This is a genomic window from Pseudomonas sp. PGPR N4 (assembly GCF_059693665.1).
In genome coordinates this window covers 34,653-57,124 of sequence record NZ_JCAUKV010000008.1, presented here as the reverse complement: position 1 = coordinate 57,124, position 22,472 = coordinate 34,653, and the positions used below count along the sequence as shown (strand labels likewise).

Genomic DNA, 22,472 nt, shown 5'->3' with positions numbered 1-22,472 from the left:
AGTTGCTTTATGAAGATTCTGTTCATGTGTACGGCCAATAGCTGTCGTAGCGTCCTGTCCGAGGGGCTGTTCAACCATGTCGCCCCAGACGGCTTCACGGCCATCAGTTCGGGCAGCTTCCCGAGCGGCAAACTCAATCCGCGAGCGGTGAGCACTCTGCAAGGATTGGGAATCGACACGTCCGGCCTGTACAGCAAAGGCTCGGAAGTCTTCGTAGACACACCACCCGATATCGTCATCACCGTGTGCGACAAGGCGGGCGGCGAACCTTGCCCGGTGTATTTCGGCCCGGCCATCAAAAGCCACTGGGGGCTGTCCGACCCGTCTGAGGTCGACGGCTCTGATGAGGAGGTTCAGGCCGCATTTGATGCGACCGTTGAACGTATCAAGAGGCGATTTACCGCGCTCTTCACCTTGAATCTGAAAACGCTTCAGGGCGCTGATCTGAAGCAGGCTCTGGATCGGATCGGAGCCCTGTGATGAGCGAATTTGATATGGACTCTGTCGATACTTTTCCAGCTCTTGATCTGTCGCTGATGGATATGCCGAGCGCTGAAAAATTGGGTTTCCCAGATGGTTCGAACATCAAACCACGCATTCTCCTGCTCTATGGGTCGACCAGAGAGCGGTCGTTCAGCCGTTTGCTGACGCATGAAGCTGCACGTCTGCTCCAACAAATGGGTGCCGAGACGCTGATCTTCGATCCGTCCGGACTGCCGTTGCCGGATGACGCGCCAGTCGATCACCCTAAGGTGCAGGAGCTGCGCGATCTGGTTCTGTGGTCAGACGGTCAGGTGTGGTGCTCTCCGGAACGACACGGAGCGATGTCTGCGGTGTTCAAAGCGCAGATTGACTGGATTCCTCTGACCATGGGTGCCGTACGCCCCACACAGGGTAAGACTCTCGCGGTGATGCAGGTGTGCGGCGGCTCGCAGTCCTTCAACGCAGTGAACCAGATGCGGGTTCTGGGTCGGTGGATGCGCATGCTGACCATCCCGAATCAGTCGTCTGTGCCCAAGGCGTATCTGGAGTTCGACGAGGCAGATCGAATGAAGCCTTCACCGTACTACGACCGGATAGTCGATGTGATGGAGGAACTGGTGAAATTCACTCTGCTGGTTCGCGGTCGTGAGAGCTACCTGGTGGATCGCTACTCGGAGCGAAAAGAAAGCGCGACATCGCAGCTCGTGGCCGGTGTGGTTTCAACCGGCGGCGGTCAAAGTTGCCGAGCTGGATAACTGAAGCTGCCGACTGCGCCATACGTGGTCAACTGTAGGAGCGGCCTTGTGTCGCGAAAGGCGCGCGCAGCGGGCCCGGCGATGTCAGCGGCGGAGCTGAAATTTTTGGGGGCGCTTCGCCCCCCTTTCGCGACACAAGGCCGCTCCTACAGCGGGCCAATGCGGTACAGGCTCTACCGCTCCCGCTTCATCTGCGACACCAGCGTAAACCGATCCTCCGGATGCACGGTTTCCGAAACCACCATCAGCGCGCCGTCGCCATCACGGTACTGACGAATGATGTTCAAACCCGGCGAACCCGGCTCGGCATTGAGGTTTTTGGCAACCTCCGGGGTCAACAGCACCGCGCGCACCTGCTGATCGACCACGTCGATATGGCGACCAAAATGGCGCTCGATCAGCGCAGCAATCAACTCGTCCGGATGCTCCTCGGCCAAGGCAATCACCTCGGCGTATGACTCCTGCGCATACACATCGGTCCAGCACAGCGGCGCACGGCGGTTGTCGGCATCTACGCGGATGCTCGATACGCAGAAGTAATGCCCGCCCGGCTCCATTCCCAAGCGCCGCGCCTGGGCGATGTCAGCCACAAAATGGCTGACGTGCTGGATGCTGCGCATCTGCGTTTCGGCCAGATGCACCAGGTCGGTCACCGAGGCCAGCGACTGCGAGTACCCGCCCTTGGGCGACACCGACTCGACCCGCGTACCCACGCGCTTGCGCCGCGAAACCAGCCCTTGGTTCTGCAACTGGGTAATCGCAGCGCGAATGGTATGGCGGCTGACCGCGTACAGCTCACATAGCTCGAATTCGGTCGGCAACAGGCTGCCTAGAGGGAATCGGCCACTGGCAATCCCTTCCATCAAGTCCTTGGCAACGAGCGCATAACGCGTCTGGTTCATACCTTCAATCAGCCCACTGGTTTAAGCGAGTTGACAGTGTACCAGCGAGGACGTAAGAATTATGTACGGACATTAACAATATGTCCGACCAATAACAAACATATCGGGATTACTCCATGTCCAGCACCGTCTTCGACTCCGCCCTGTTCCGCGACATGTTCGGCACCGCCGAAATGCGCAACGTGTTCTCCGACAAAGCCCTGATCGAGCGCTACATCGAAGTGGAAGTCGCTCTGGCCCGTGCCGAAGCGCGCTGCGGCGTGATCCCGGCCGAAGCTGCCGAGCAGATCGCCAAGCTGTCGACCTACGACTCCCTCGACCTGGCGCTGATGCAGCACGAGACAGAAATCGTCGGCTACCCGATCCTGCCGCTGGTGGAACAACTGTCGAAGACGTGCGGCGAAGCCGGCCGCTACGTGCACTGGGGCGCTACCACCCAGGACATCATGGACACCGCCGTAGTGCTACAGGTGCGTGCGGCACTGGCGATCGTCGAGCGTGATATCCAGGCCGTGCGTGGCCTGCTCGCAGATCTGGCGAAAAAATACCGTGACACGCCGATGGCAGGCCGTACCCACCTGCAGCACGCGCTGCCGATCACCTTCGGCTACAAATGCGCGGTCTGGTTGAGCATGTTCGACCGTCACGCCGAGCGCCTGGTCGAGTTGCGCCCACGGGTCGAAGTTGGCCAGTTTGCTGGCGCTGCCGGGACCCTGGCCTCGTTGGGTGACAAGGGCCTGGAAGTACAACAAGCGATGATGGCCGAACTCGGCCTGGGCGTACCGCAAGCCACGTGGCACGTCGCCCGCGACGGCTTGGCCGAGACCCTGAACTTCCTTGGCCTGGTCACCGGCTCGCTGGGCAAGGTCGCCCTCGACGTGATGATGATGATGACCAGCGAGCTGGGCGAGGTGTACGAACCCTTCGTCAAAGGCCGTGGCGCCAGCAGCACCATGCCTCAGAAACGCAACCCGATTTCCTGCGAGCTGATGTACGCCGCCGCCAAAGGTGTGCGCCAGCAAGCCGGGCTGATGCTCGACGCGATGATCCAGGACTTCGAACGCTCCACCGGCCCATGGCAGGCAGAATGGATCGCCATTCCAGAAGCCTTCGCCCTGAGCGCTGCGTCGCTAGGCCAGGCGAAATTCATGCTGGCCGGCCTGGAAGTGCGCACCGAGCGCATGCTCAAGAACCTCGACATGACCCAAGGCCTGATCGTTGCCGAAGCCGTGATGATGGGCCTGGCCCCGGCGCTGGGTCGCCAGGTAGCCCACGACGTGGTCTATGCCGCCTGCCGCATGGCCAACGACCAAGGCACCAGCCTGCTTGACGCGCTGCTGGCGCAAGGCGAAGCCACGGCACAGCTGGACATCGAAGAACTCAAGCGCCTGACCGACCCGACCAACTACATCGGCCTGGCGCCGCAGATGGTCGACATCGCCCTGGCCCGCGAGGGCAAGGTCAAACGCTGAATGTTCCCGGGGTGCGCCGCACCTCGCTGCCTATCGATTACGAATAAAAACAACGAGATCGCAGTCATGAATGCTACCGCTAAAAAACCGTTCTACAAGGATCTGACCTTTCAGGTCGTTGCCGCCATGCTGCTGGGCATTGCCTTTGGCTTCATCGCGCCGGAGCTGGCCGCCAAGTTCAAGATCCTCGGGGATATCTTCCTCAAACTGATCAAGACCGCTGTCGCGCCGCTGGTGTTCTTCACCGTGGTGCATGGCATTGCCTCCGCCGGCGACATCAAGCGCGTGGGCAAGGTTGGTGTACGTGCGTTGATCTACTTCGAAGTAGTGTCCACCATTGCCCTGGCCATCGGCCTGCTGTGGGGCAACCTGTTGCAAATCGGCTCGGGCATGCACGACGCCCACCCAAGCAGCGCAGCCACTGCGGCCTCGGCTGCAGCAGTTGCCAAAGGCCACGCGCCGGCCTCGACCCTGGACTTCATCTACGCGATCTTCCCGGACAACTTCGTCGGCGCCTTCTCCGGCGGCCAGCTCTTGCAAGTGCTGGTGATCTCGGTGCTGTTCGGCTTCGCCTTGCTGGCGCTCAAGCCTGAGCGTCGTGAAGTCATCGAAGACGGCTTGAACCGCGTCTCGGAGTGTTTCTTCGAGTTCATCAACCTGATCATGAAGTTCGCCCCGCTGGGTGCATTTGGCTCGGTCGCTTATGCCGTGGGCAGCAATGGCACTGCGGTGCTAATGTCGCTGGCCAACCTGGTGCTGATGTTCTACGTCTGCATCGCGTTCTTCATCTTCGTCGTACTGGGCGTGGTGTGTCGTGTATCGGGCTTCAGCCTGTGGCGCTTTCTCAAGTACATCAAGGATGAAATCTTCATCGTACTGGGCACCGCCTCGTCGGAAAGCGCGCTGCCGCGCCTGCTGCAGAAACTGGAGAAGTTCGGTTGCTCCAAGCAGAGCGTTGGCCTGGTGTTGCCGACTGGCTATGCGTTCAACCTCGACGGCACCTCCATCTATATGTCGTTGTGCGTACTGTTTATTGCCAACGCCTATGGCGTGCCCCTGAGCTGGGAACAACAGCTGGGTATCCTCGCCGTCATGCTGGTCACCTCCAAGGGTGCGGCAGCGGTGTCGGGCGGCAGCTTCGTGGTGTTCGCCGCGACCGTGACCGCCATTGGCAACCTGCCGGTAGAAGGTTTGGCGCTGCTGTTTGGCGTGTACCGCTTCATGTCGATGGCGATTGCGACGTGCAATACCATTGGCAACAGTGTGGCGACAGTAGTGGTATCGAAGTGGTCTGGGGAGTTCACCGAGAAGACTGCGAAGTTGGAGTACAACCGGGTACTCGGGCGTAGTCCGGAAGCGGCTCTTTAAACGGTCACGTGGTGAACTGACTGCGGTAGCGACAGGATTGATCACAGCATGCAAGCTGTTATCGGTGTTGTCGCTGCCCTGGGTTGGCGAATCGAAGAAACGGCGCCCGGCAGACCCAACTGTCTTTCAAGAGACCGAGAGATGGCCTGCGGCGTCACCGAATGGATTGCCGGTGTTGAGCAGTGCATACCTGACCGACAAAGCGGCCACCAACCTTCAGAGCCTGATGAAGTCAGCACCTGCCAATGTCAGGGGTGCTGATTTAGTCATCTCTGGCGTGGATGACGAGTCCAGTATCATCATTAATTTTTCCTTCCCGAAACTGGATGGAAACAAGCTTGTTCAACAAGCCCAGAAGCCAGTCGAGTCGTTCTGACTACGAGCCTCCCTCTGTGTTGAGCCCCGCGATAGCGGGGCGCATTTGGGGTCAGGGGAAATTGCCTGGCTCGTTCCAGAAGCTCGTGATCAGGCACGCAGACCAATAGCCATCCACCCCGAGGAAATCAGTGCGGGTGACGAATAAACTCCTGCAGACGCGGTCATAGCGAAAATTCTGCAGGGAAATGGATCAATGACGACACGCTCGAGATTCTGTTTAGTGCTGTTGCCAATGTTCGCAGGTTGCAAGTATTTCCCCCACACCGATTACTTTGTCGCACCCGCGAATGAGCCGAATCCGGCCTGGATTCGTGTGGTCAATTTCACCCAGCATGCGGCAATCTACCAGACCGACAACGGTGTGAGGACCGGCGGTGTGGTGCGTACCGGGCCTCTCCCCTTTACCCATACCCAAGACATTGGCATGCCCAAAGCGGGTCAAGACCTGACCTGGGACTACTACGAATCAACGATTCGGCCGGGCCTGGAAACGACTGTGTATATGACATGGGAGGGCTCGCGTACCAGGACCTGCTTTGTCACAACCCAATTCACACCTGAAGCCGGGCGCTACTATCAGTTCCTCCTCACTTCTGGTTCCAGTGGGAAGTGCACGCTGTCCCCAACGCTGATCGAGCGTGACAAAGAAGGTACTGGCTGGCATCTGGTCCGTAACGAAAATGTAACCTACAAGAATGCTGGGCCCACCGCCGAGACCTTCTACAACAACAGTCAATTCGAAAACCCTGACTACCAGCCACCGCCCGAGCTGTACCCCGGCACAGACGTCAGATAGCGGCTACACACAGGCCCAGCGACTCAGGTATCCAGATGAAGCCACAACCGTTGCACTTGGTTGCCGATGTGAAAGTACCTTGCGCATACCGCCCCAGCGTCTCGACGATCGTGTTGTTTGGTCTTGAGGTCGCGGGTGAGCACGAGCCGCCGGTATACATGGAGATTCGCTTCGTGGACTACGCCTGCCAGCAGGTTGAAGGCGATCATTTGATGATTACACTGGAGCAGGCTCTGGAATCCGCCGAGCAGGATTACGGGATCAGCAAGGATGATTGGCGCCAGATGAGCGACGCAGAAATTGCCCGTATCCGCTGGTCGTGATCTAACAGTACGACGGCTGTCAGACAGCAAAATGGGTCGATTGGCAGACAATTACTGAGCGTGCCAAGGCTCAAAGCTGATCTGCTTGATGCCACAGCGTTAGGTGCCGCAGCATTGTCGCAAAGAAACTAATTATTCGGTTTGTTAGCGGGCAGTGGTGCCGAATGAATTTCGTCGAACATAGCGGTTGTCACCGATGCAGCGTAGACGATGTATTTTACGTCATCGGCCTCATCCTTGACTTCATAAATCTCACACAGAAGGCTTCTCTTGTCCTTCGGCAACTCTATCGACGACCAAGAGGCAGGACTCTTGAAGTTAAACTCAGGACCTTTGTAGCTTAATGACCTGATACCAACGACCGTTCTCTTATATTGTTGCCTGTCAGGTCTCTTAGCGTTTTCATAGCTGCCTCTGAACGATCCCAGCGACTCAGAGACCACATCTACACACGCCTTGTCCAGCGCGGTCACGTAATCAGCAACGGCATAAGTGCCAACGGTTGCATGATTGGCGTAGAATTTTTCACGCGGCGACAGGCGTTCCTCCGGAGCGTTGGAGGCATGGTTTTCACCCTCGAAGTAGTATTCGATATACCCTCGAGAAATATCCACTCGGTCATATTTCTTTCTTTTCTCTACTACCTCGCTGAACGAATACCAGCGTTGCTCAATCCGCTGATGCTCGACCTCTAGCGTGTTCGCTAAAACCTTAACAGACACCGCCGAACCCAACAGGATGCAAGCAATCCGTAGATTTTTCATGGCTAACCTAAAACAGAGATTTTAATTAATTTTGCTTGAAAGGGATGAAATTTTAATTAGCGCCCTTTCACCGCCTTGCCTAACACTGAGGGTGTCACGGCCGGTACAGCGGGAATGCTTCCATCAGCGGCGGGATCTCCTGCCCCATCGCTGTTGCGCTCTCGGTGGGATCGTTCGGTTTTGGAATGGTCCGGGCGAAGTGAAAAATTATGGTCTGGCCAGTGGTGCCATCGGTGTAGTACTTGAAGTAACTAATCTCCGAAAACTGCCCGTCTTTACGGACTGAATCGGGGTAGTACATCATCGCGTAGTCGATCCCGGTTCTATTTTTTGTCAGCAGGACTGCCGGCATGTTCGGGTTTTCCTGCTGATGCAGCTGGATGGCACGTCTGGCCAGGTCGAGGGGCTTGAAGCGGTTCATCTCGCGAGGGACGACAGTAAAGTCGACCATCTCGGTCCAGGCATCCATGCTTTCGTCTTCAGGGAAATACTCCAACAGCCCCTGCTTCTGGAACTTGAGGACAAACGTCTTCCCACCGAACTGCACCGATTTGGTTTCGGCGATCGAGGGGCTGGCCTTGGTAGCGGTGAGCGGCGTGGAGCAGCCGGAAAGCAGGAGCAAGGTCGATAGCACAAGCAATAGAACTTTCATTTCAATCCTTGAAAAAGTGCATCAGGCAATTTTTTGCGCAACTAACAATAGCTCAAGGCAACTCTGAATACTTGCTTTATCTAGCGGGCCAGGAAGCCACGTTGCCTACCGCTCCCTCTCCAAACTCCCCCGCGCCGCCTCCCTCAACATCTCCCCCGCCAACACCCGAAACCTCTGCGTCAGCACGTTCTCAGGCCGGTCGGACGACAGCAGCAAATAGGTATAAAAGCGCAGCTCCGGCGCAAACGGCCGGATGTCGATATCGGTATGCAGGTACTCGTTGGCCACCAGCGGGCTGACCACGCTGACGCCCAGCCCAAGCCCGACCAGTGAGCAGACAGTGGCAGCATGGGTCGCATCCATGTTCAGCACGCGCGGATCTTCTTCGGCAAACAGTCGGTCGAGCCGCGTGCGGGAGCCGTCGGTGTGCGACAGCGAGATGAATTCCTCGCCCTTCAAATCTGCCGGTGTCACTACCTCCAAGGCACCAAGCCGATGCCCTTTGGGGAAAATGCACACGCCAGGCACATCACAGATGATTTCCGACTGCACACCGGCCATGTCTTCGGCCACGTAGGACACCAGGCATACATCGCAGAAACGGGTCGCCGCCCAGTGCGCGACGTTGGGCGAGTCGTTGGTGTGGATCGATATATGCACGTGGGGGTTCTGCTGGCGAAAACGCTGAATGATCGCCGGCAGCAGGCCGTGGGTCAGCGACGGCACAGCGCCGATGCGCAAGCGCCCGGTACCGCCACGTTTGAGGTGCTGGGCGGAGTTTTCCAGGCTGTGCAGGCCGATAAAGGCGCGCTCGACGTCGGCGAAAAACTGCGCGCCTTCATCGGTTGGCACCAATCGCGCGCCCACCCGCTCAAACAATTTGAAGCCGTTGGCCCGTTCGAGCTGGGCGATCAGGCGGCTGACGTTCGGCTGCGAGGTGTGCAACGCCTGCGCCGCCGCCGTCATGGAGCCGCTGACCATCACCGCGCGGAAGGTTTCGATCTGCTTGAAGTTAATGGCCATATCATTTCTGCATGACTGGTTGATGGATTGTCATTTGATTGCATGACCCGAAGATTTTATAACTAGATCTACATCGACGTCTGCCCCGATGCAGCGCGATGCCAACCGAGCGCATACCCGCAACAACAAAAACAAAACCGGTGCTCAAGCTTCATTTCAGGTCTGCCCTTGTACTCATCGTTTCGCCGCACGCCAGTGGGGCGATGCAGCCCGGTAATCAGGAGGCATCATGTCGTTCTCGTATAAAAAACTAAGCGCTGCACTGGCCCTTTCGTGCGTGTCCATGGCGGCGGTGTCCACCGCACAGGCCGTCGACTTGCCGGCCGTTCCTGCAGCTATCAAAGAGGCAGGCCAGCTGCGAGCTGGCGTGCGTTGCGACCAGCCGCCTTATGGCTATCAAGACAACAAGGGCGACTTTGCCGGCGTCGAAGTAGAGATGGCAAAGCAGGTGTCACTGTGGGCCCTGGGCTCCAAGGACAAGGTCAGCTTTACCTGCGTGACTGCCGAAAACCGAGTGCCACAACTGCTCGGGCGCAAGGTCGACTTCCTCATCGCCACCCTCGGCGTAACCCCGGAGCGTCAGCGCGTGATCGACTTCACCACGCCGTACCGCTGGGGCGCGAGTGACGTGGTGGTGAAGAAGGACAGCCCGGCACAGAAGATCGCCGACCTCAAGGGCAAGACCCTCGCCACGCTCAAGGGCTCGGTGCAGGCCAAGTGGTTCGAAGACCACATGCCCGACGTGAAAACCCTGCGCATGAACAGCGCCGCCGATGCCCTGCAAGCCTTCCGCCAAGGCCGCGCCGATGCCTACACCCACGACGCCGCAACGCTGGTGGTGGTGGCCGACAACGACAAGGACGCCCGCCTGATCGGCGAACCGTTCCAGATCTCCGACGCGGCCATCGGTGTGCGCAAGAACGAAGAGCAGTGGCGCGACTTCCTCAGCGCGGCGGTGCTGCGCATGCGTGAAGAGCACCTGTACCGCGGCTGGGTAGAGCAGTTCGTACCGAAGAATATCCAGGGCTATTACATCAGTGTGTTCGAGCAGGCCAAACCTGCCGAATCGCTCTGATCGGCCGCGATCATGGATTTCGACATCCATTACTTGATAGCGCAGTGGCCTGCGCTGCTCGACGGCGTGTTGATGACGCTGAAGATCACCGCGCTGGCCATCTTCTTTTCAATGCTGATCGGTGTGCTGGGCGGCGCGGTGCGGGTGATGAAAGTGCCGGTGCTGTCGCAGGCCGTGGTGCTGTACGTGGAGTTGATCCGCAATACGCCGATCCTGGTGCAGTTGTTCTTCATCTTCTACGGTCTGCCGGCCATTGGCTTAGGGTTGTCGCTGTTCTGGTCGGGGGTGGTGTGCCTGTCACTGTGGGCTGGGGCTTATCAGATCGAGAACATCCGCGGCGGCCTGGCCACCGTGGAGCGCGGCATGCGCGAGGCGAGCCTGGCACTCAGCTTCAAGCCGGCGCAGTACTTTGCCCTGATCGCCCTGCCGATCGCGTTTCGCACCAGCCTGCCGGCGATGCTCAACACCGCGATCTCGCTGCTGAAAAACTCTTCGTACCTGCAGGCCATCGGCCTGGCGGAGTTGACCTTCGTCGCGGTGGACCGCATCGCCACGGACTTTCGCGCCATCGAGATGTTCACGGCCATCTGCGTCATGTACCTGGTGCTGGTCGGCGTGCTCGCGCTGCTGACTGCGCGCCTTTCCGCCCACTTACAACGCCCTTTCCGGCAGTGAGGCGAGCATGAACTTCATCTTCGAAAACTGGAGCTTCGTTTTAAAAGGGTTGTTGATGACCCTGCAGCTGGCGCTGGTGGTGCTGTTGTTCACCACGCTGATTTCGGCCGTGCTCGGCGTACTGGCCACGGTCAAGAACCGCGTGCTGTGGTGGACGATTCACGCCTATGTGGAGCTGTTCCGCTCCATTCCGCTGATCGTCAACGTGTTCTTCATCTTCTTCGGCGCGCCGATGTTCGGCGTCGATCTAAGCCCATTCGCCGCGGTCACCGTCGGCCTGACCTTGTGGGGCAGCGCCAACGGTATCGAGATCGTGCGGGGCGGGTTGGAGTCGGTGTCCCGACACCAGTGGAAAAGCGCCTGGGCCCTGGGCCTGCGCCCATGGCAGATCTACCTGCACGTGATCGTGCCGCAGTCGATGAAAGCCATTCTGCCGGCCTATACCGGGCTGCTGACGATCCTGGTGCAAGCCACGTCGCTGGGTGCCCTGGTCGGTGTAGGCGAATTCCTCAAGGTCGGCCAGATCATCATCGAACGAGAAACCGTCATGACCGGCGTCAGCCCGGCCTTCTCGGTCTACGCCGTGGTGTTGCTGGTGTACTTCGTCATCTGCTCGGCACTGACCTGGCTTAGCCGTTATCTCGAACGTCGTCTGGGCCGCCCGGCGGTACGTACTTCCATTGGAGAGGTTCCAACATGCAAGAATCCAAAGTCAGTCGGCGTCTGAAAGAAAGCACCGCGCCGGAAGTCAACGAGTACATCTATCGCCCGCGCCTGGAAGGCTTCGCCAGCGGTTTCGCCAACCTGGGCAACGTCAACAAGGCGCACATCCTGATGCTTGCCGAACAGGGGCTGATTCGCGGCGAACATGCCAGTGCGCTGGCCAAGGGTGTGCTGGACATGGAGCAGGCCGGGGCGGATGCGGTCGAGCTGGACCCGTCCCGCGAAGACGCCTACTTCAACTACGAAGCGCACCTGATCGAACAGATCGGCGCCGACATCGGCGGGCGCCTGCACACCGGTCGCAGCCGCAACGACATCCTCGCCACACTCGACCGCCTGCGCTGCCGCGAGTTGTTGATGGACCTGATCGATGAACTGGTGACCGTGCGCGCCACGGCCCTGCGCTGCGCCGCGATGTACGCCGAAGTGGTGATGCCCGGCTACACCCACCTGCAGCCGGCGCAACCGATCACCTACGGCTACTACCTGAGCGCGGTGGAACAGGCGCTGGAGCGCGACAGCAAACGCCTGATCCAGACTCTGGAGTCGATGAACCAGTGTCCACTCGGCGCAGCCGCTTTCGCCGGCACGCCGTTCGACATCGACCGCGCACGCACCGCCGAGCTGCTCGGCTTCGACGGCTACCTGGACAACGCGCTGGACGCCATCGGCTCACGCGACTTCCTGCTCGAAAGCCTGTCGCACCTGAGTCACCTGGCGGTGTTCTGGAGCCGCGTCGCGCAGGACTACTTTGTCTGGAGCACCCATGAGTTCAACCTCATCGACTTCCCCGACAGCGTCGCCGCCACCTCCAGCATCATGCCGCAAAAGAAAAACCCCACCGTGCTCGAGTACCTCAAGGGCCGCAGCGGGCACATCGTCGGCCTGCTGATGGGCGCCAGCGTGAGCATCAAGGGCACCAACTTTTCCCACACCGGCGACGGCAACCGCGAAGGCACCCGCGGCTTCTGGGAAGCCGCCGAAGAAACTCTACGCTGCCTGAAACTGCTCGACCTGGTGCTGCGCACCGCAACGCCCAACATCGACCTGGCGGTACGCCGCGCCGGTGAAGACTTCTCCACCGCCACCGGCCTTGCCGACCTGATGGTGCGCGAAGTCGACCTGTCGTTCCGCGAAGCCCACCATGTGGTCGGCGGCGTGGTGCGCATGGCCATGGACCAGGGCCTGCCGGCCAACCAGATCACCACGCAGATGGTCGATGCCTGCGCCCTCGAGCAACTGGGCCACGCCCTCAACCTGCCCGAGCAGAAAGTCCGTGATTGCCTCGACCCGGTCAGCAACGTGCAAGGTCGCAGCTCCGCAGGCGGCCCCTCGCTCGGCTCACTCAAGCCCAGCCTGGCACGTGCCAGCGAGCGCCTGAGCGCCGAGCGCATTGCCAACCAGCAGCGCCGCGAGCGCCTCAGCGCGGCCAACCTCAACCTGCAAACCCTGACCCGGGCACAGGCGGGCGTATGAGCACGATCCTGACGGTTCGCGACCTGCACAAAAGCTTCGGCGCGCACGAGGTGGTCAAGGGCGTGGACATGGACGTTCGCCAAGGTGAAGTGGTGGTCATCATCGGCCCCAGCGGCTCGGGCAAGTCGACCTTCATCCGCTGCCTGAACAGCCTGGAAGAGCCGACCCTCGGTACCGTGGTAATCGCCAATGGCGACTCGGCCAATGCCGGTGACCGCAAGGCTTTGGCCAGGCTGCGCGAAGAGGTGGGCATGGTGTTTCAGGACTACACCCTGTTCCCGCACATGAGCGTGCTGGCGAACATGATGCTCGCCCCGGTCAAGCTCAAGCGCTCGAACAAGCAAGAAGCCCAGGCTCACGCCCTCGCCCTGCTCGACCGCGTTGGCCTGCGGCACAAGGCCGAGCACTACCCGGCGGAGCTGTCCGGCGGCCAGCAACAGCGGGTGGCGATCGTGCGGGCTCTTGCGATGAAACCCAAGCTGATGCTGTTCGACGAGCCCACCTCCGCGCTCGATCCGGAGACCGTAGGTGACGTGCTGAACGTGATGAAAGGCCTCGCGGCCGAGGGCATGACCATGATCGTTGTCACTCACGAAATGGGTTTCGCCCGGGAAGTGGCCGACCGCGTGGTGTTCTTCGACGGCGGCAAGATCATCGAAATGGGCCCGCCGGCGGAAATCTTCAGCGCACCGAAGGAGCCTCGCACCCGGCAGTTCCTGGAAAGCGTCCTGCACTGACTTCAACATCCTCTTCCACACCCGGCGTGCCCGCCTCCACCGGGACGGCGCGCCTGTGCTCCGGCAAGGAGTTTCAAATGAGTCAAGCGACCGGCAAAGCCCTTGATCCACTGGGCGCACAGACCATGATCCAGATGGAGAACGTCAACAAGTGGTATGGCGAGTTCCAGGTACTGAAGAGCATCAACCTCAGCGTGCGCCAAGGTGAACGCATCGTGCTGTGCGGCCCGTCTGGCTCGGGCAAATCGACGACCATTCGCTGCCTGAATCGCCTCGAAGAACACCAGCAAGGCCGCATCGTCGTCGACGGCACCGAGCTGACCAATGATGCCAAACAGATCGAAACCATCCGCCGCGAAGTCGGCATGGTGTTCCAGCACTTCAACCTGTTTCCGCACCTGACCATCCTGCAGAACTGCACCCTCGCCCCGATGTGGGCGCGCAAGATGCCGCGCAAGGAGGCGGAGGCGGTGGCGATGCATTACCTGGAACGGGTGCGCATTCCCGAACAGGCGCATAAATACCCCGGCCAGCTTTCAGGCGGCCAGCAACAGCGCGTCGCGATTGCCCGGGCGTTGTGCATGAAGCCAAAGATCATGCTGTTTGACGAACCCACCTCGGCGCTGGACCCGGAGATGGTCAAGGAAGTGCTGCAGACCATGGTCGACCTGGCCGAAGACGGCATGACCATGGTGTGCGTGACGCATGAGATGGGCTTTGCCCGGACGGTGGCGCACCGGGTGGTATTTATGGATCAGGGGGAGATTGTTGAGGAGGCTACGCCCAGGGAGTTTTTTGAGAATCCGCAGAGTGAGCGGAGTCGATTGTTCTTGAGTCAGGTACTGCACTGATCAGCAGTACAGCACCTCGTGTTGAGCCGGGGTGGCTGTCATCGACCCCGCGTGCGCGGTAACCACTTCACTTTTGCGGCGCTCCACGCTGCACCATTGCTCGCCATTCCTGCACGCTGGGGCGTTCCTGCATGCGCGCGTGCCGCTCACGCAGAACCCCGCACTCCTCGGGCACCGCACCCGTTTGATTTGAAGGTGCCAGGCTATCTGCAGAGAGCATTTCTCAGTTCAGATCAATGTTGGCGGCGGAGCATGGGTGATCGCGTCGTCCCGGCATATCGCGCGACGATCCGCACCGGATCGCCGGCCATGGCCTCGACTTTTGCTTCGTAGCTTTGCAGGTATCGATACCTGCCCCTGTGAAAGCACCACGACGGGTTCCGGCGCTCAGGGTATGGCCTCAAGCACACAGATCACAAGATATGGCCATGTTTGACAATGCGCGTACTGACGTCAGACATACCGCCGGGCTGAACGCCCTGTAATCTCATATCAGTGTTGTGCCGCGGCTATATTTCGGGCTCTCACCCACGCCACGAATCATTTCCAGCAACGCCCTCACCCGCAGCGGCAGATTTGCGGCCGGGTAAACCGCATGCATCTGTGGGCTCTCGCCGCTGCTGGAGGTGAGTTTGTAGTCAGGGCAAACCCGCACCAAGCGCCCCGCTTCCACTTCGGGCTCAGCCATCCAATCCGCCAAGCGGGCGATCCCGACGCCCGCCAAGGCTGCCTGGAAGACCGCCAGACCAGAACTAAAACGAAATTTGGGATGAACCCGAAAGCTGATGGCCTGCCCGTCGCAGCGAAAATTCCACTCTTTGAGAATCCGCGGCGCCGTATGCAGGATCAGCGAATGCGACTCCAGCGCCTCGATAGAGTCGGGCACGCCTTTGCGCTCCAGGTACCCGGGGGCGGCATACAGATGGCGTGCGTAACTCCAGAGCGGGAAACCGATCAAGTCGCTGGATTGTGGAAATGCCCCGCGGATCGAGAAGTCCAGCTTGCTCTTGGCCGGATCGAGCAGCTCATCGGTGAAAATCACATCGATATTGACCTCCGGATAACGCTCGCAGTACTGCGCGATCAACCTAGGCAATACCCCATGTCCAAGTACCTCGGGGGCGGAAAAACGGATCCAGCCGGAGGCCAGGCCGCTGAGACCGGCCAGGTCTTCATCCACCTCGCGTTGCAGTTCGAGCATTCTGTAGGCGTGGGGTAACAAGCACTCACCCGCCTCAGTCAGGCTCACGGTATTGGACGAGCGATTGAACAACTTGAGCCCGACACTTTCCTCCAGGGCTTGAATGGCGCGGGTCAGTGCACTAGGGGAGCGTCCCAAGGCACGTGCCGCGGCGACGAAGCTGCGCTTGCGAGCTACGGCCGCAAAGGCTTCAAGTTCCGCCAACATGTTCAATGCCACGCTCCACCTCATTGCACTTTTCACAATGCGGCATTGCAACACAGAAAAAGCCCTTCCGTTAACCTTCCCGTCAGGCAGATCAGCATGTCCTCTGGTTGCAGCGATATGCGCCCCCCACCTAGATAGTCAGAGCCTTAGTTCATGGTCGATATTGTCATCCTTTGCGTGTTCGCTTTCGCTGCCGGCCTGATCGATGCGGCGGTGGGCGGCGGCGGACTGATCCAGATACCCGCACTGTTCAACGTACTACCCAGCGCTCAACCGGCAGCGCTGCTGGGTACCAACAAGGTCGCGGCCGCCTGCGGTACAGCATTCGCGGCTCGCTCCTTCATACGCAAGGTGGTGATCGACTGGGGGCTTGTGATCCCTGCGGCCTGTGCGGCCTTTGTCATGGCGTTCTTAGGCGCCGCCACGGTATCTTTCGTACCGCAGTCAGTGATGCGGCCGGCAGTGCTGGTGCTGATTGTGCTGATGGCGATCTACACCTTCTGGAAAAAAGACTTCGGCGCCCTGCATAAACCGATGCGCATCGGTACCAGGGAAAAACTGCTGGCGATCGTCATCGGCGGCGCCATCGGTTTTTACGATGGCCTGTTCGGTCCGGGCACTGGCAGCTTCCTGATCTTTTTGTTTATCCGCTGCTTCGCCTTCGACTTTCTGCACGCCTCGGCATCGGCGAAACTCGTGAACATCGCTACCAATATCGCGGCACTGATGTTCTTCATTCCGACGGGTAACGTGCTCTACCTGATCGCGATCCCCATGGCTGCGTTCAACATTCTCGGAGCGCTCACTGGCACCTGGCTGGCGGTTCACAAAGGCGTGCCTTTTGTCCGCGCGCTATTCCTGGTGTTATTACTGATCCTGATCAGCAAACTGTCTTACGACGTGTTCCTCTAGATCTCTGGTCTTTTCGCAACGACTCGCAGTTATACCCCTGGCTGACAGGCTTTGAAAAAGTAGCGACCGGATGCTGCCTCCTCGCTTCGTAACTTTTGCAGTCGTGACCACTTGAAGGCAACGCGTCCAGATCTGTAGGCATAAAACGGACTCCTGGCCGGTGGGTGTGGACAGACGCCAGCACTTCAACTTGCTGGCCTGCGCAGGCCGGCGGCTCCGTGAACAGACTTCTAAACGAGGACATCAGAAACAGCAAAGCCCGCAGTAGGCGGGCTCTTGGGTATTGCTTGGAAAGTTTCAGACTTCTGTAATCTGATGTCATGGTGCGGAGACAGGAATCGAACCTGCGACCTTCGCGTTACGAGTGCGCTGCTCTACCGACTGAGCTACACCGGCGTGTTGCGAACGTACCACTAGCCGCAACGCTTAGGCAAACCCCTACTTCTCCTCAATCCCGCAGGCGCGATTCACAGCTCAAGACCGCCCGCGCGGAGGGCAACAGACCGAAGCACGGCCTCAGCCAGCCTTACACCCCGAAGGCGCCAAATCCTCTTCAATACCGGTACTACAAACCCACCCCGCCGCCGACCGGCTCAGGGTAATCACCTTGCCCACCACATTCCCCGGCGCTTCCACCAGCGTGCAGGCAATACTCCCTACCCCGGTAGCCGCAGCGCCACTGGCAGCAATTGCACAATGCGCAGTAGTCGCCTGTCCACCGAGCGCAGCCACATCGGGCACGTCCTTGCCTTCGTTCAGGCGCAAGTCCATCGCGGTCTTCAGCGCGGATATCTCCAGCAACCCAGCCGCGGCTTTGGTACGTGCCTGGTGATTGGTGTACATCGGCACGGCGATGGTGGCGAGGATGCCGATGATTGCGACGACGATCATCAGTTCGATCAGGGTGATGCCTTGTTGGGCTTTCATGAACGCGTTTCCTTGTTGATTCGGCTGAGCCTTCATCCACTGTGGACGTCAGCCTGGCAGGCGCGCAGTAGGCCTCAACAGACACCTTTTGTCACCCCTGCTCGGCTGGACGTCATGTTCGCTGAACTACTCTAGTGAGCATCTTCACAACCCGCCCATGGATGGGCGCGGCAAGCTGTTACCGGGCTTGTCGCATCAGCCGCAAGGAGCTGTGCATGAGTACCACATCGCGTATTTACATCTGGGAGGGCACCGACCGCAGCGGTGCCCGGGTCAGCGGCCAGTGCGAGGGGCGCAGCCCGGCGTGGGTGCGGGCTGGGCTGGTGCGGCAGGGCATCAGCATTGCGCGGCTGCGTCCGGTTGGTGGCTGGCAGCTGAGTTGGCCGCAGCGGCGGGGTAAGCCGGATGCGGCGGGCTTCAGTCGGCAGTTGGCGACGCTGCTGAAGGCGGGGGTGCCGTTGTTGCAGGCGTTTGAGGTGATGGGGCGCAGTGGTGGCGACGAGGGCCTGGGGCGGTTGCTGGTGAAATTGCAGCAGGATGTGGCAGCGGGGTTGGGATTGGCGGATGCGTTGCAGCGCCAGCCGCTTTGGTTTGATCGGCTGTACTGCAACCTGGTGCGGGTGGGTGAGCAGTCAGGGAAGCTGGATGGGCAGCTGGAGGAGCTGGCGAACATGCTGGAGCAGCGTCAGGCGCTGCAGCGGAGGGTGCGCAAGGCGATGATTTATCCGTTGCTGTTGTTACTGACGGGGCTGGGGGTTTCGGCGCTGCTGCTGCTGGAGGTGGTGCCGCGCTTTCAGGGGTTGTTTGCCGGTTTTGACAAGAGCTTGCCGGCGTTCACCCAGTGGGTGCTGGACTTGTCCACAGGGCTGGCGCGGCATGCACCTTGGCTGGGGGCATTGGTGGTGTTATCCACAGTGGCGCTGCGTTGGCTGTATCGGCACAACGCTGTGGCGCGCTTGTGGATATCTTTGCGGGTACTTGAGGTGCCGGTGCTGGGGCGGTTGCTGGCGCAGGCGGCACTGGCGCGTTTTGCCCGCAGTTTGGGCACAGCGTACACAGCGGGGGTGCCATTGCTGGATGCGTTGGCGACAGTGGCGTCGGTCAGTGGTGGCGTGGTGCATGAGCAGGCGATCCTGCGTTTGCGTCAGGGCATGGCCAATGGGCTGGGGTTGCATCAGGCGATGAGTGCGGATCGGTTGTTTCCGCCGTTGTTGGTGCAGCTTGCGGCCATCGGCGAATCCAGTGGCACGCTGGACCAGATGCTGGGCAAGGCCGCCAGTCATTATGAAGAGCAGGTGAGCCAGGCGCTGGATCAGTTGACCGGCCTGCTCGAGCCGGCCATCGTGCTGATCCTCGGGGTACTGGTCGGTGGTTTGGTGGTGGCGATGTATCTACCGATTTTCCAGTTGGGTAGTTTGGTCTGAATATGAATCTGTGGACGCTTTTGACCGCACAGCCGGTTTATTTCACCTGTTTGGCGACACTGCTGGGCTTGCTGGTGGGCAGCTTCATCAATGTGTTGGTGCACCGTTTGCCGATCATGCTGGAACGGCAGTGGCAGCGTGAAGCGCAGGAGGTGCTGGAGTTGCCGGTCGCCGAACATGGGCGGTTTGATCTGGCGCTGCCGGCTTCGCATTGCCCGCACTGTGGGCATCGGATCCGGGCTTGGGAGAATATTCCTGTGCTCAGTTACCTGCTGCTGCGGGGGCAATGCGCGGGCTGCAAGGGAGCGATCAGCAGGCGTTACCCGCTGGTGGAGCTGGCCTGCGCCGGGCTGTCGCTGGTGGTGGCATGGCACTACGGGCCTGGGCTGCAGGCGCTGTCTGCGCTGTTACTGACCTGGTGCCTGCTGGCATTGAGCTTGATCGACAGCCAGCATCAGTTGCTACCCGATGTGCTGGTGCTGCCGATGCTGTGGATCGGTTTGATGCTCAATGCCACGGGTATGTTCGTGCCGTTGCCGGACGCGCTGTGGGGCGCGGTGATGGGCTACCTGAGCCTGTGGACGGTGTTCTGGCTATTCAAGCTGGTGACCGGCAAGGACGGCATGGGCTATGGCGACTTCAAGCTGCTGGCGTTGTTCGGCGCCTGGGGTGGCTGGCAGGTGCTGCCGTTGACGCTGCTGTTGTCATCGCTGGTGGGGGCGTTGATCGGCCTGTGTTTGCTGCGTTGGCGTAACGCTTCGCTGGGCACGGCGATGCCGTTTGGTCCGTATCTGGCAATTGCGGGGTGGATTGCTGTGCTCTGGGGTGATGAAATGTACGCCTCTTACCTGCAACTGCTTGGAATCTGATGACCACTGCGGCGTTTTCCCCTTGGATCCTGGGCCTGACCGGCGGCATCGGCAGTGGCAAGAGCGCTGCGGCCGAGCGTTTTGTCGAGCTGGGTGTGCACCTGGTCGACGCTGATCAGGCTGCGCGCTGGGTGGTCGAGCCTGGGCGGCCAGCGTTGGCCAGTATCGTCGAGCGCTTTGGCGCGGGCGTGCTGCAAGGCGATGGCCAGCTCGATCGAGCGGCACTGCGCCAGCTGATTTTTGCCGACCCTGAACAGCGGCGCTGGCTTGAAGCGTTGCTGCACCCCTTGATCGGGCAGGAGATCTTCAGCTACCTGGCCAAGGCCGAGTCGCCCTATGCGGTGTATGTTTCGCCGCTGTTGATCGAGTCGGGGCAGTATCGCAAGACCCAGCGCGTGCTGGTGATCGATGTGCCGCAGGCGCTACAAGTGCAGCGTACATTGCAGCGCGACGGCACCAGCCCTGAGCAGGTGCAGGCGATTCTGGCGGCTCAGGCGACCCGCGAGGAGCGTTTGCGGCATGCCGACGATGTGCTGGTGAATGATCGTGATGTGCCTTGGCTGCACGAGCAGATCGACCAGTTGCACCACTTTTACCTGACTTTACGAGGAGGCCAGCCATGAGCCAGCCGTTGTCCGTTGATTGCCCAACCTGTGGCGCACCTGTGGAATGGACCGAGGCCAGCGTCAACCGGCCGTTTTGCTCCGACCGCTGTAAATTGATCGACCTTGGCGCCTGGGCGGCTGAGGAACACAAGATTGCCGGCGCGCCGGAATCGGAAGATGAGTTGTATTCGGCTGATCTGGAGCCGCGTCACTGAGTCCATGCCTGGGTGATGGGCCTCAGCGCTCGTCATCCTTCCACGGCGCCTGCAGGTAGCGGGTGCGGTTGAAGGTCTCCAGCCATTCCGGGCAGAACACCACCAGCGCACTGATGACCATGCCGTTGATAAAGGCTTCGGGAAACATCATCAGCCACAGGTAACCGACAAAGTCCGTCAGCCACTCGGGCATGGCGAACAGGCCATCGACCCAGAGCAGGCCCAGCGCAGCCGTCAGGCACAGCAGGGCTGACAGCGCAGCGGCGAAAAAGCCTGAAAAGATATAGATGAACAGGTTACGCGGCTGCGCCCGCTCGACCAGGATCGCGCAGGTTTCGGTAACCAGCACCGGCAGGCCGACGATCAGCAGGCCGTTGATGCCGAGCGCGGCCCAATCCTGCCGGCCGAGCGACAACAGCCCGAGTTGAGCGATGAAGCCGGCGATGATCGCCAACGGCCAGTCGAGCAGCAGGGTTACGGCAGTCATGCCGATGAAGTGGTAGGAGACGCCGGTGTCGAAGTCGCGACGAACCAGCCATAACGCAAACAAGGCGAATATCGCGCCGAACAGCAGGTGTTGGCGGCGACGATCGCTGCACAGTTCGATCCAGCTGCTGCGCGATATGGCCCAGAGCAGCAGTGGCAGGTAGGCCAGCCAGCCGAGGGTGAGGCTGGTGGTGGACAGGACCTGTGCGCTGATCACGTTTGATGTCTCCTGTGTTGACTATCCATTCTTCCAAACCTGGCGCGCTCGGCGTAGGAGCGGCCTTGTGTCGCGAAAGGGCTGCGCAGCGGCCCCACATTTTCAGCTTCGCCGCTGATATCGCCGGGCCAGCTTCGCTGGCCTTTCGCGACACAAGGCCGTTCCTACGGGACCGCGTTGACCTGGAGGTGGGCTGATTTACATCGGTAAACAACATCTTACCTTCACAGATTAGCGGCTAAGCTTGAGCCATGGATGACTCAGATTACCTGCGCCTGCTTACTATCCAGGCCGAACAGGCCAATGCCTTTCTGTCCAATGCCCGCAAATGGGAACGCGAGCGTTGGGTCTGCCAGCGCCTGCTGCAGGGGCTGAACATTCCCTACCGCAACGAAGACTTCACCCCCGCCGGGCAGGAGCCGCCGGACGTGCTGTTTCGCGACGCGGCATTCGAGGTATTTTTCGTGCTCGATGAGGGTCGGCGCCTGAATGACGAGTGGCGCGAAGAGCTGCAACGGCGGCGCAGTGCTTTCTCGCTGAGCCAGCTGGTACGCCGCGAAGCCCGGCCCAGACGCATCAGCGCGCAGGAATTGCTGCTGCGCCTGGCACCGACCTTGCGCAAGAAAGCCCACAATTACCGCGAGCGCGGCCTGGAGCTGAACGAGCTGGATATCATCGCTTTTGCCAGCCTCAAGCGTGAAGTGCTCGACCTGAACAGCCATTTCCCGCCGCCGACCGAATACCTGCGCCAGGGCTGGCGGTCGTTGTCGCTGGTCGGACCAACCTTTGCCCGGGTGCTGTTCGCCCACCCGGACGCGCCGGATTTTCTGCGCGGTAACCTGGGACGCAGTATCGTTTTCGATGTCGGGATCAGTCTTTGATCCACTGCCGAGAGTCTTTGCAGCGGCGTACACTCGGCGGCATACACAGAAAGTATTATCATTCGTTGCTGCCTG

At 60.1% G+C, this 22,472-nt stretch carries 26 protein-coding genes, 1 tRNA gene and 1 pseudogene; 19 read left to right on the top strand and 9 right to left on the bottom strand.

Annotation, left to right across the window (positions count from 1 at the left end):
* Positions 1–9 precede the first annotated feature (9 nt).
* Complete coding sequence (locus AC58X1_RS23525) at positions 10–480, top strand: arsenate reductase ArsC (RefSeq protein ID WP_150569998.1); 471 nt, start codon at positions 10–12, stop codon at positions 478–480.
* Positions 481–494: 14 nt separating this feature from the next.
* The gene (arsH, locus tag AC58X1_RS23520; protein ID WP_497429607.1) at positions 495–1,238 is read left to right on the top strand and encodes an arsenical resistance protein ArsH; all 744 of its coding nucleotides are present in this window, start codon (positions 495–497) and stop codon (positions 1,236–1,238) included.
* Between the two features lie 173 nt (positions 1,239–1,411).
* Here arsH and AC58X1_RS23515 read toward each other — a convergent pair whose 3' ends face one another.
* Positions 1,412–2,140: a GntR family transcriptional regulator gene (locus AC58X1_RS23515; RefSeq protein ID WP_150569996.1), complete on the bottom strand. Its 729-nt coding sequence runs from the start codon at positions 2,138–2,140 to the stop codon at positions 1,412–1,414.
* 116 nt (positions 2,141–2,256) lie between these two features.
* On the opposite strand from AC58X1_RS23515, the gene AC58X1_RS23510 reads away from it, so the two are divergent.
* From AC58X1_RS23510 to AC58X1_RS23490, 5 genes are all read left to right on the top strand, one after another.
* Positions 2,257–3,612: a class-II fumarase/aspartase family protein gene (locus AC58X1_RS23510; RefSeq protein ID WP_101316314.1), complete on the top strand. Its 1,356-nt coding sequence runs from the start codon at positions 2,257–2,259 to the stop codon at positions 3,610–3,612.
* A 66-nt stretch (positions 3,613–3,678) separates the two neighbouring features.
* The gene (dctA, locus tag AC58X1_RS23505; protein ID WP_150569994.1) at positions 3,679–4,980 is read left to right on the top strand and encodes a C4-dicarboxylate transporter DctA; all 1,302 of its coding nucleotides are present in this window, start codon (positions 3,679–3,681) and stop codon (positions 4,978–4,980) included.
* A gap of 175 nt (positions 4,981–5,155) precedes the next feature.
* Positions 5,156–5,356 (top strand): hypothetical protein, encoded by a 201-nt coding sequence (locus AC58X1_RS23500; protein ID WP_497429554.1) that lies wholly within the window; start codon positions 5,156–5,158, stop codon positions 5,354–5,356.
* 195 nt (positions 5,357–5,551) lie between these two features.
* Complete coding sequence (locus AC58X1_RS23495; protein ID WP_497429553.1) at positions 5,552–6,154, top strand: hypothetical protein; 603 nt, start codon at positions 5,552–5,554, stop codon at positions 6,152–6,154.
* A gap of 35 nt (positions 6,155–6,189) precedes the next feature.
* Positions 6,190–6,477, top strand: coding sequence for a hypothetical protein (locus AC58X1_RS23490; RefSeq protein WP_497429552.1), 288 nt, complete (start codon positions 6,190–6,192; stop codon positions 6,475–6,477).
* 128 nt (positions 6,478–6,605) lie between these two features.
* Here AC58X1_RS23490 and AC58X1_RS23485 read toward each other — a convergent pair whose 3' ends face one another.
* The 3 genes from AC58X1_RS23485 to AC58X1_RS23475 all read right to left on the bottom strand — a co-directional run bounded on the left by AC58X1_RS23485 (position 6,606) and on the right by AC58X1_RS23475 (position 8,916).
* On the bottom strand, positions 6,606–7,241 hold the full coding sequence (locus AC58X1_RS23485) for a hypothetical protein (RefSeq protein WP_497429551.1): 636 nt from the start codon (positions 7,239–7,241) through the stop codon (positions 6,606–6,608).
* A gap of 94 nt (positions 7,242–7,335) precedes the next feature.
* The gene (locus AC58X1_RS23480) at positions 7,336–7,893 is read right to left on the bottom strand and encodes an HI_0983 family protein (protein ID WP_497429550.1); all 558 of its coding nucleotides are present in this window, start codon (positions 7,891–7,893) and stop codon (positions 7,336–7,338) included.
* A gap of 105 nt (positions 7,894–7,998) precedes the next feature.
* A complete protein-coding gene (locus AC58X1_RS23475; RefSeq protein WP_189691832.1) occupies positions 7,999–8,916 on the bottom strand; it encodes a LysR substrate-binding domain-containing protein in 918 nt (305 codons plus the stop codon).
* Positions 8,917–9,145: 229 nt separating this feature from the next.
* On the opposite strand from AC58X1_RS23475, the gene AC58X1_RS23470 reads away from it, so the two are divergent.
* The 6 genes from AC58X1_RS23470 (at position 9,146) to AC58X1_RS23445 (ending at position 14,453) form a co-directional block, all read left to right on the top strand.
* A complete protein-coding gene (locus AC58X1_RS23470; RefSeq protein WP_220633047.1) occupies positions 9,146–9,991 on the top strand; it encodes a transporter substrate-binding domain-containing protein in 846 nt (281 codons plus the stop codon).
* Between the two features lie 12 nt (positions 9,992–10,003).
* Complete coding sequence (locus tag AC58X1_RS23465) at positions 10,004–10,666, top strand: amino acid ABC transporter permease (RefSeq protein WP_497429549.1); 663 nt, start codon at positions 10,004–10,006, stop codon at positions 10,664–10,666.
* A 7-nt stretch (positions 10,667–10,673) separates the two neighbouring features.
* Complete coding sequence (locus tag AC58X1_RS23460) at positions 10,674–11,393, top strand: amino acid ABC transporter permease (RefSeq protein WP_150569989.1); 720 nt, start codon at positions 10,674–10,676, stop codon at positions 11,391–11,393.
* The gene (argH, locus tag AC58X1_RS23455; RefSeq protein ID WP_497429548.1) at positions 11,363–12,865 is read left to right on the top strand and encodes an argininosuccinate lyase; all 1,503 of its coding nucleotides are present in this window, start codon (positions 11,363–11,365) and stop codon (positions 12,863–12,865) included. The genes AC58X1_RS23460 and argH overlap by 31 nt, the downstream gene beginning before the upstream one ends.
* A complete protein-coding gene (locus AC58X1_RS23450) occupies positions 12,862–13,602 on the top strand; it encodes an amino acid ABC transporter ATP-binding protein (RefSeq protein WP_497429547.1) in 741 nt (246 codons plus the stop codon). The genes argH and AC58X1_RS23450 overlap by 4 nt, the downstream gene beginning before the upstream one ends.
* A 77-nt stretch (positions 13,603–13,679) precedes the next feature.
* Entirely contained in the window at positions 13,680–14,453 is a 774-nt protein-coding gene (locus AC58X1_RS23445) for an amino acid ABC transporter ATP-binding protein (protein WP_497429546.1), read from the top strand.
* Positions 14,454–14,520: 67 nt separating this feature from the next.
* On the opposite strand, the pseudogene AC58X1_RS23440 reads toward AC58X1_RS23445, so the two are convergent.
* Both AC58X1_RS23440 and AC58X1_RS23435 read right to left on the bottom strand, forming a co-directional pair.
* A pseudogene (locus tag AC58X1_RS23440) lies at positions 14,521–14,631 on the bottom strand (glutathione S-transferase); the annotation flags it as partial.
* 309 nt (positions 14,632–14,940) lie between these two features.
* Positions 14,941–15,873 (bottom strand): LysR family transcriptional regulator, encoded by a 933-nt coding sequence (locus AC58X1_RS23435; protein ID WP_497429545.1) that lies wholly within the window; start codon positions 15,871–15,873, stop codon positions 14,941–14,943.
* Positions 15,874–16,014: 141 nt separating this feature from the next.
* On the opposite strand from AC58X1_RS23435, the gene AC58X1_RS23430 reads away from it, so the two are divergent.
* On the top strand, positions 16,015–16,773 hold the full coding sequence (locus AC58X1_RS23430) for a sulfite exporter TauE/SafE family protein (protein WP_497429544.1): 759 nt from the start codon (positions 16,015–16,017) through the stop codon (positions 16,771–16,773).
* Between the two features lie 321 nt (positions 16,774–17,094).
* Here AC58X1_RS23430 and AC58X1_RS23425 read toward each other — a convergent pair.
* A tRNA-Thr gene (locus AC58X1_RS23425) sits at positions 17,095–17,169 on the bottom strand.
* A 120-nt stretch (positions 17,170–17,289) separates the two neighbouring features.
* Complete coding sequence (locus AC58X1_RS23420) at positions 17,290–17,700, bottom strand: pilin (protein WP_150569983.1); 411 nt, start codon at positions 17,698–17,700, stop codon at positions 17,290–17,292.
* Between the two features lie 215 nt (positions 17,701–17,915).
* On the opposite strand from AC58X1_RS23420, the gene AC58X1_RS23415 reads away from it, so the two are divergent.
* From AC58X1_RS23415 to yacG, 4 genes are read left to right on the top strand one after another with little or no spacing between them, the layout of a single operon-like run.
* Positions 17,916–19,124, top strand: coding sequence for a type II secretion system F family protein (locus AC58X1_RS23415; protein WP_497429543.1), 1,209 nt, complete (start codon positions 17,916–17,918; stop codon positions 19,122–19,124).
* A gap of 2 nt (positions 19,125–19,126) precedes the next feature.
* Positions 19,127–19,993, top strand: coding sequence for a prepilin peptidase (locus AC58X1_RS23410; protein WP_150569981.1), 867 nt, complete (start codon positions 19,127–19,129; stop codon positions 19,991–19,993).
* Positions 19,993–20,616 (top strand): dephospho-CoA kinase, encoded by a 624-nt coding sequence (gene coaE, locus AC58X1_RS23405; RefSeq protein WP_101316258.1) that lies wholly within the window; start codon positions 19,993–19,995, stop codon positions 20,614–20,616. Before AC58X1_RS23410 ends, coaE begins: the two co-directional genes overlap by 1 nt.
* Positions 20,613–20,813, top strand: a complete 201-nt coding sequence (gene yacG / locus AC58X1_RS23400; RefSeq protein ID WP_101316256.1) for a DNA gyrase inhibitor YacG — start codon at positions 20,613–20,615, stop codon at positions 20,811–20,813. The genes coaE and yacG overlap by 4 nt, the downstream gene beginning before the upstream one ends.
* Positions 20,814–20,835: 22 nt before the next feature.
* Here yacG and AC58X1_RS23395 read toward each other — a convergent pair whose 3' ends face one another.
* Entirely contained in the window at positions 20,836–21,516 is a 681-nt protein-coding gene (locus tag AC58X1_RS23395; protein ID WP_150572779.1) for an energy-coupling factor ABC transporter permease, read from the bottom strand.
* A 251-nt stretch (positions 21,517–21,767) separates the two neighbouring features.
* Between AC58X1_RS23395 and AC58X1_RS23390 the strand changes: the two genes are divergently transcribed.
* A complete protein-coding gene (locus AC58X1_RS23390) occupies positions 21,768–22,397 on the top strand; it encodes a DUF1780 domain-containing protein (RefSeq protein ID WP_101316252.1) in 630 nt (209 codons plus the stop codon).
* Positions 22,398–22,472 lie beyond the last annotated feature (75 nt).

Bases quoted from the DNA above. Each gene is read 5' to 3' on its own strand.
- AC58X1_RS23525 (WP_150569998.1), top strand. From the start codon at position 10: ATGAAGATTCTGTTCATGTGTACGGCCAATAGCTGTCGTAGCGTCCTG.
- arsH (WP_497429607.1), top strand. From the start codon at position 495: ATGGACTCTGTCGATACTTTTCCAGCTCTTGATCTGTCGCTGATGGAT.
- AC58X1_RS23515 (WP_150569996.1), bottom strand. From the start codon at position 2,140: ATGAACCAGACGCGTTATGCGCTCGTTGCCAAGGACTTGATGGAAGGG.
- AC58X1_RS23510 (WP_101316314.1), top strand. From the start codon at position 2,257: ATGTCCAGCACCGTCTTCGACTCCGCCCTGTTCCGCGACATGTTCGGC.
- dctA (WP_150569994.1), top strand. From the start codon at position 3,679: ATGAATGCTACCGCTAAAAAACCGTTCTACAAGGATCTGACCTTTCAG.
- AC58X1_RS23495 (WP_497429553.1), top strand. From the start codon at position 5,552: ATGACGACACGCTCGAGATTCTGTTTAGTGCTGTTGCCAATGTTCGCA.
- AC58X1_RS23490 (WP_497429552.1), top strand. From the start codon at position 6,190: ATGAAGCCACAACCGTTGCACTTGGTTGCCGATGTGAAAGTACCTTGC.
- AC58X1_RS23485 (WP_497429551.1), bottom strand. From the start codon at position 7,241: ATGAAAAATCTACGGATTGCTTGCATCCTGTTGGGTTCGGCGGTGTCT.
- AC58X1_RS23480 (WP_497429550.1), bottom strand. From the start codon at position 7,893: ATGAAAGTTCTATTGCTTGTGCTATCGACCTTGCTCCTGCTTTCCGGC.
- AC58X1_RS23475 (WP_189691832.1), bottom strand. From the start codon at position 8,916: ATGGCCATTAACTTCAAGCAGATCGAAACCTTCCGCGCGGTGATGGTC.
- AC58X1_RS23470 (WP_220633047.1), top strand. From the start codon at position 9,146: ATGTCGTTCTCGTATAAAAAACTAAGCGCTGCACTGGCCCTTTCGTGC.
- AC58X1_RS23465 (WP_497429549.1), top strand. From the start codon at position 10,004: ATGGATTTCGACATCCATTACTTGATAGCGCAGTGGCCTGCGCTGCTC.
- AC58X1_RS23460 (WP_150569989.1), top strand. From the start codon at position 10,674: ATGAACTTCATCTTCGAAAACTGGAGCTTCGTTTTAAAAGGGTTGTTG.
- argH (WP_497429548.1), top strand. From the start codon at position 11,363: ATGCAAGAATCCAAAGTCAGTCGGCGTCTGAAAGAAAGCACCGCGCCG.
- AC58X1_RS23450 (WP_497429547.1), top strand. From the start codon at position 12,862: ATGAGCACGATCCTGACGGTTCGCGACCTGCACAAAAGCTTCGGCGCG.
- AC58X1_RS23445 (WP_497429546.1), top strand. From the start codon at position 13,680: ATGAGTCAAGCGACCGGCAAAGCCCTTGATCCACTGGGCGCACAGACC.
- AC58X1_RS23430 (WP_497429544.1), top strand. From the start codon at position 16,015: ATGGTCGATATTGTCATCCTTTGCGTGTTCGCTTTCGCTGCCGGCCTG.
- AC58X1_RS23420 (WP_150569983.1), bottom strand. From the start codon at position 17,700: ATGAAAGCCCAACAAGGCATCACCCTGATCGAACTGATGATCGTCGTC.
- AC58X1_RS23415 (WP_497429543.1), top strand. From the start codon at position 17,916: ATGAGTACCACATCGCGTATTTACATCTGGGAGGGCACCGACCGCAGC.
- AC58X1_RS23410 (WP_150569981.1), top strand. From the start codon at position 19,127: ATGAATCTGTGGACGCTTTTGACCGCACAGCCGGTTTATTTCACCTGT.
- coaE (WP_101316258.1), top strand. From the start codon at position 19,993: ATGACCACTGCGGCGTTTTCCCCTTGGATCCTGGGCCTGACCGGCGGC.
- yacG (WP_101316256.1), top strand. From the start codon at position 20,613: ATGAGCCAGCCGTTGTCCGTTGATTGCCCAACCTGTGGCGCACCTGTG.
- AC58X1_RS23390 (WP_101316252.1), top strand. From the start codon at position 21,768: ATGGATGACTCAGATTACCTGCGCCTGCTTACTATCCAGGCCGAACAG.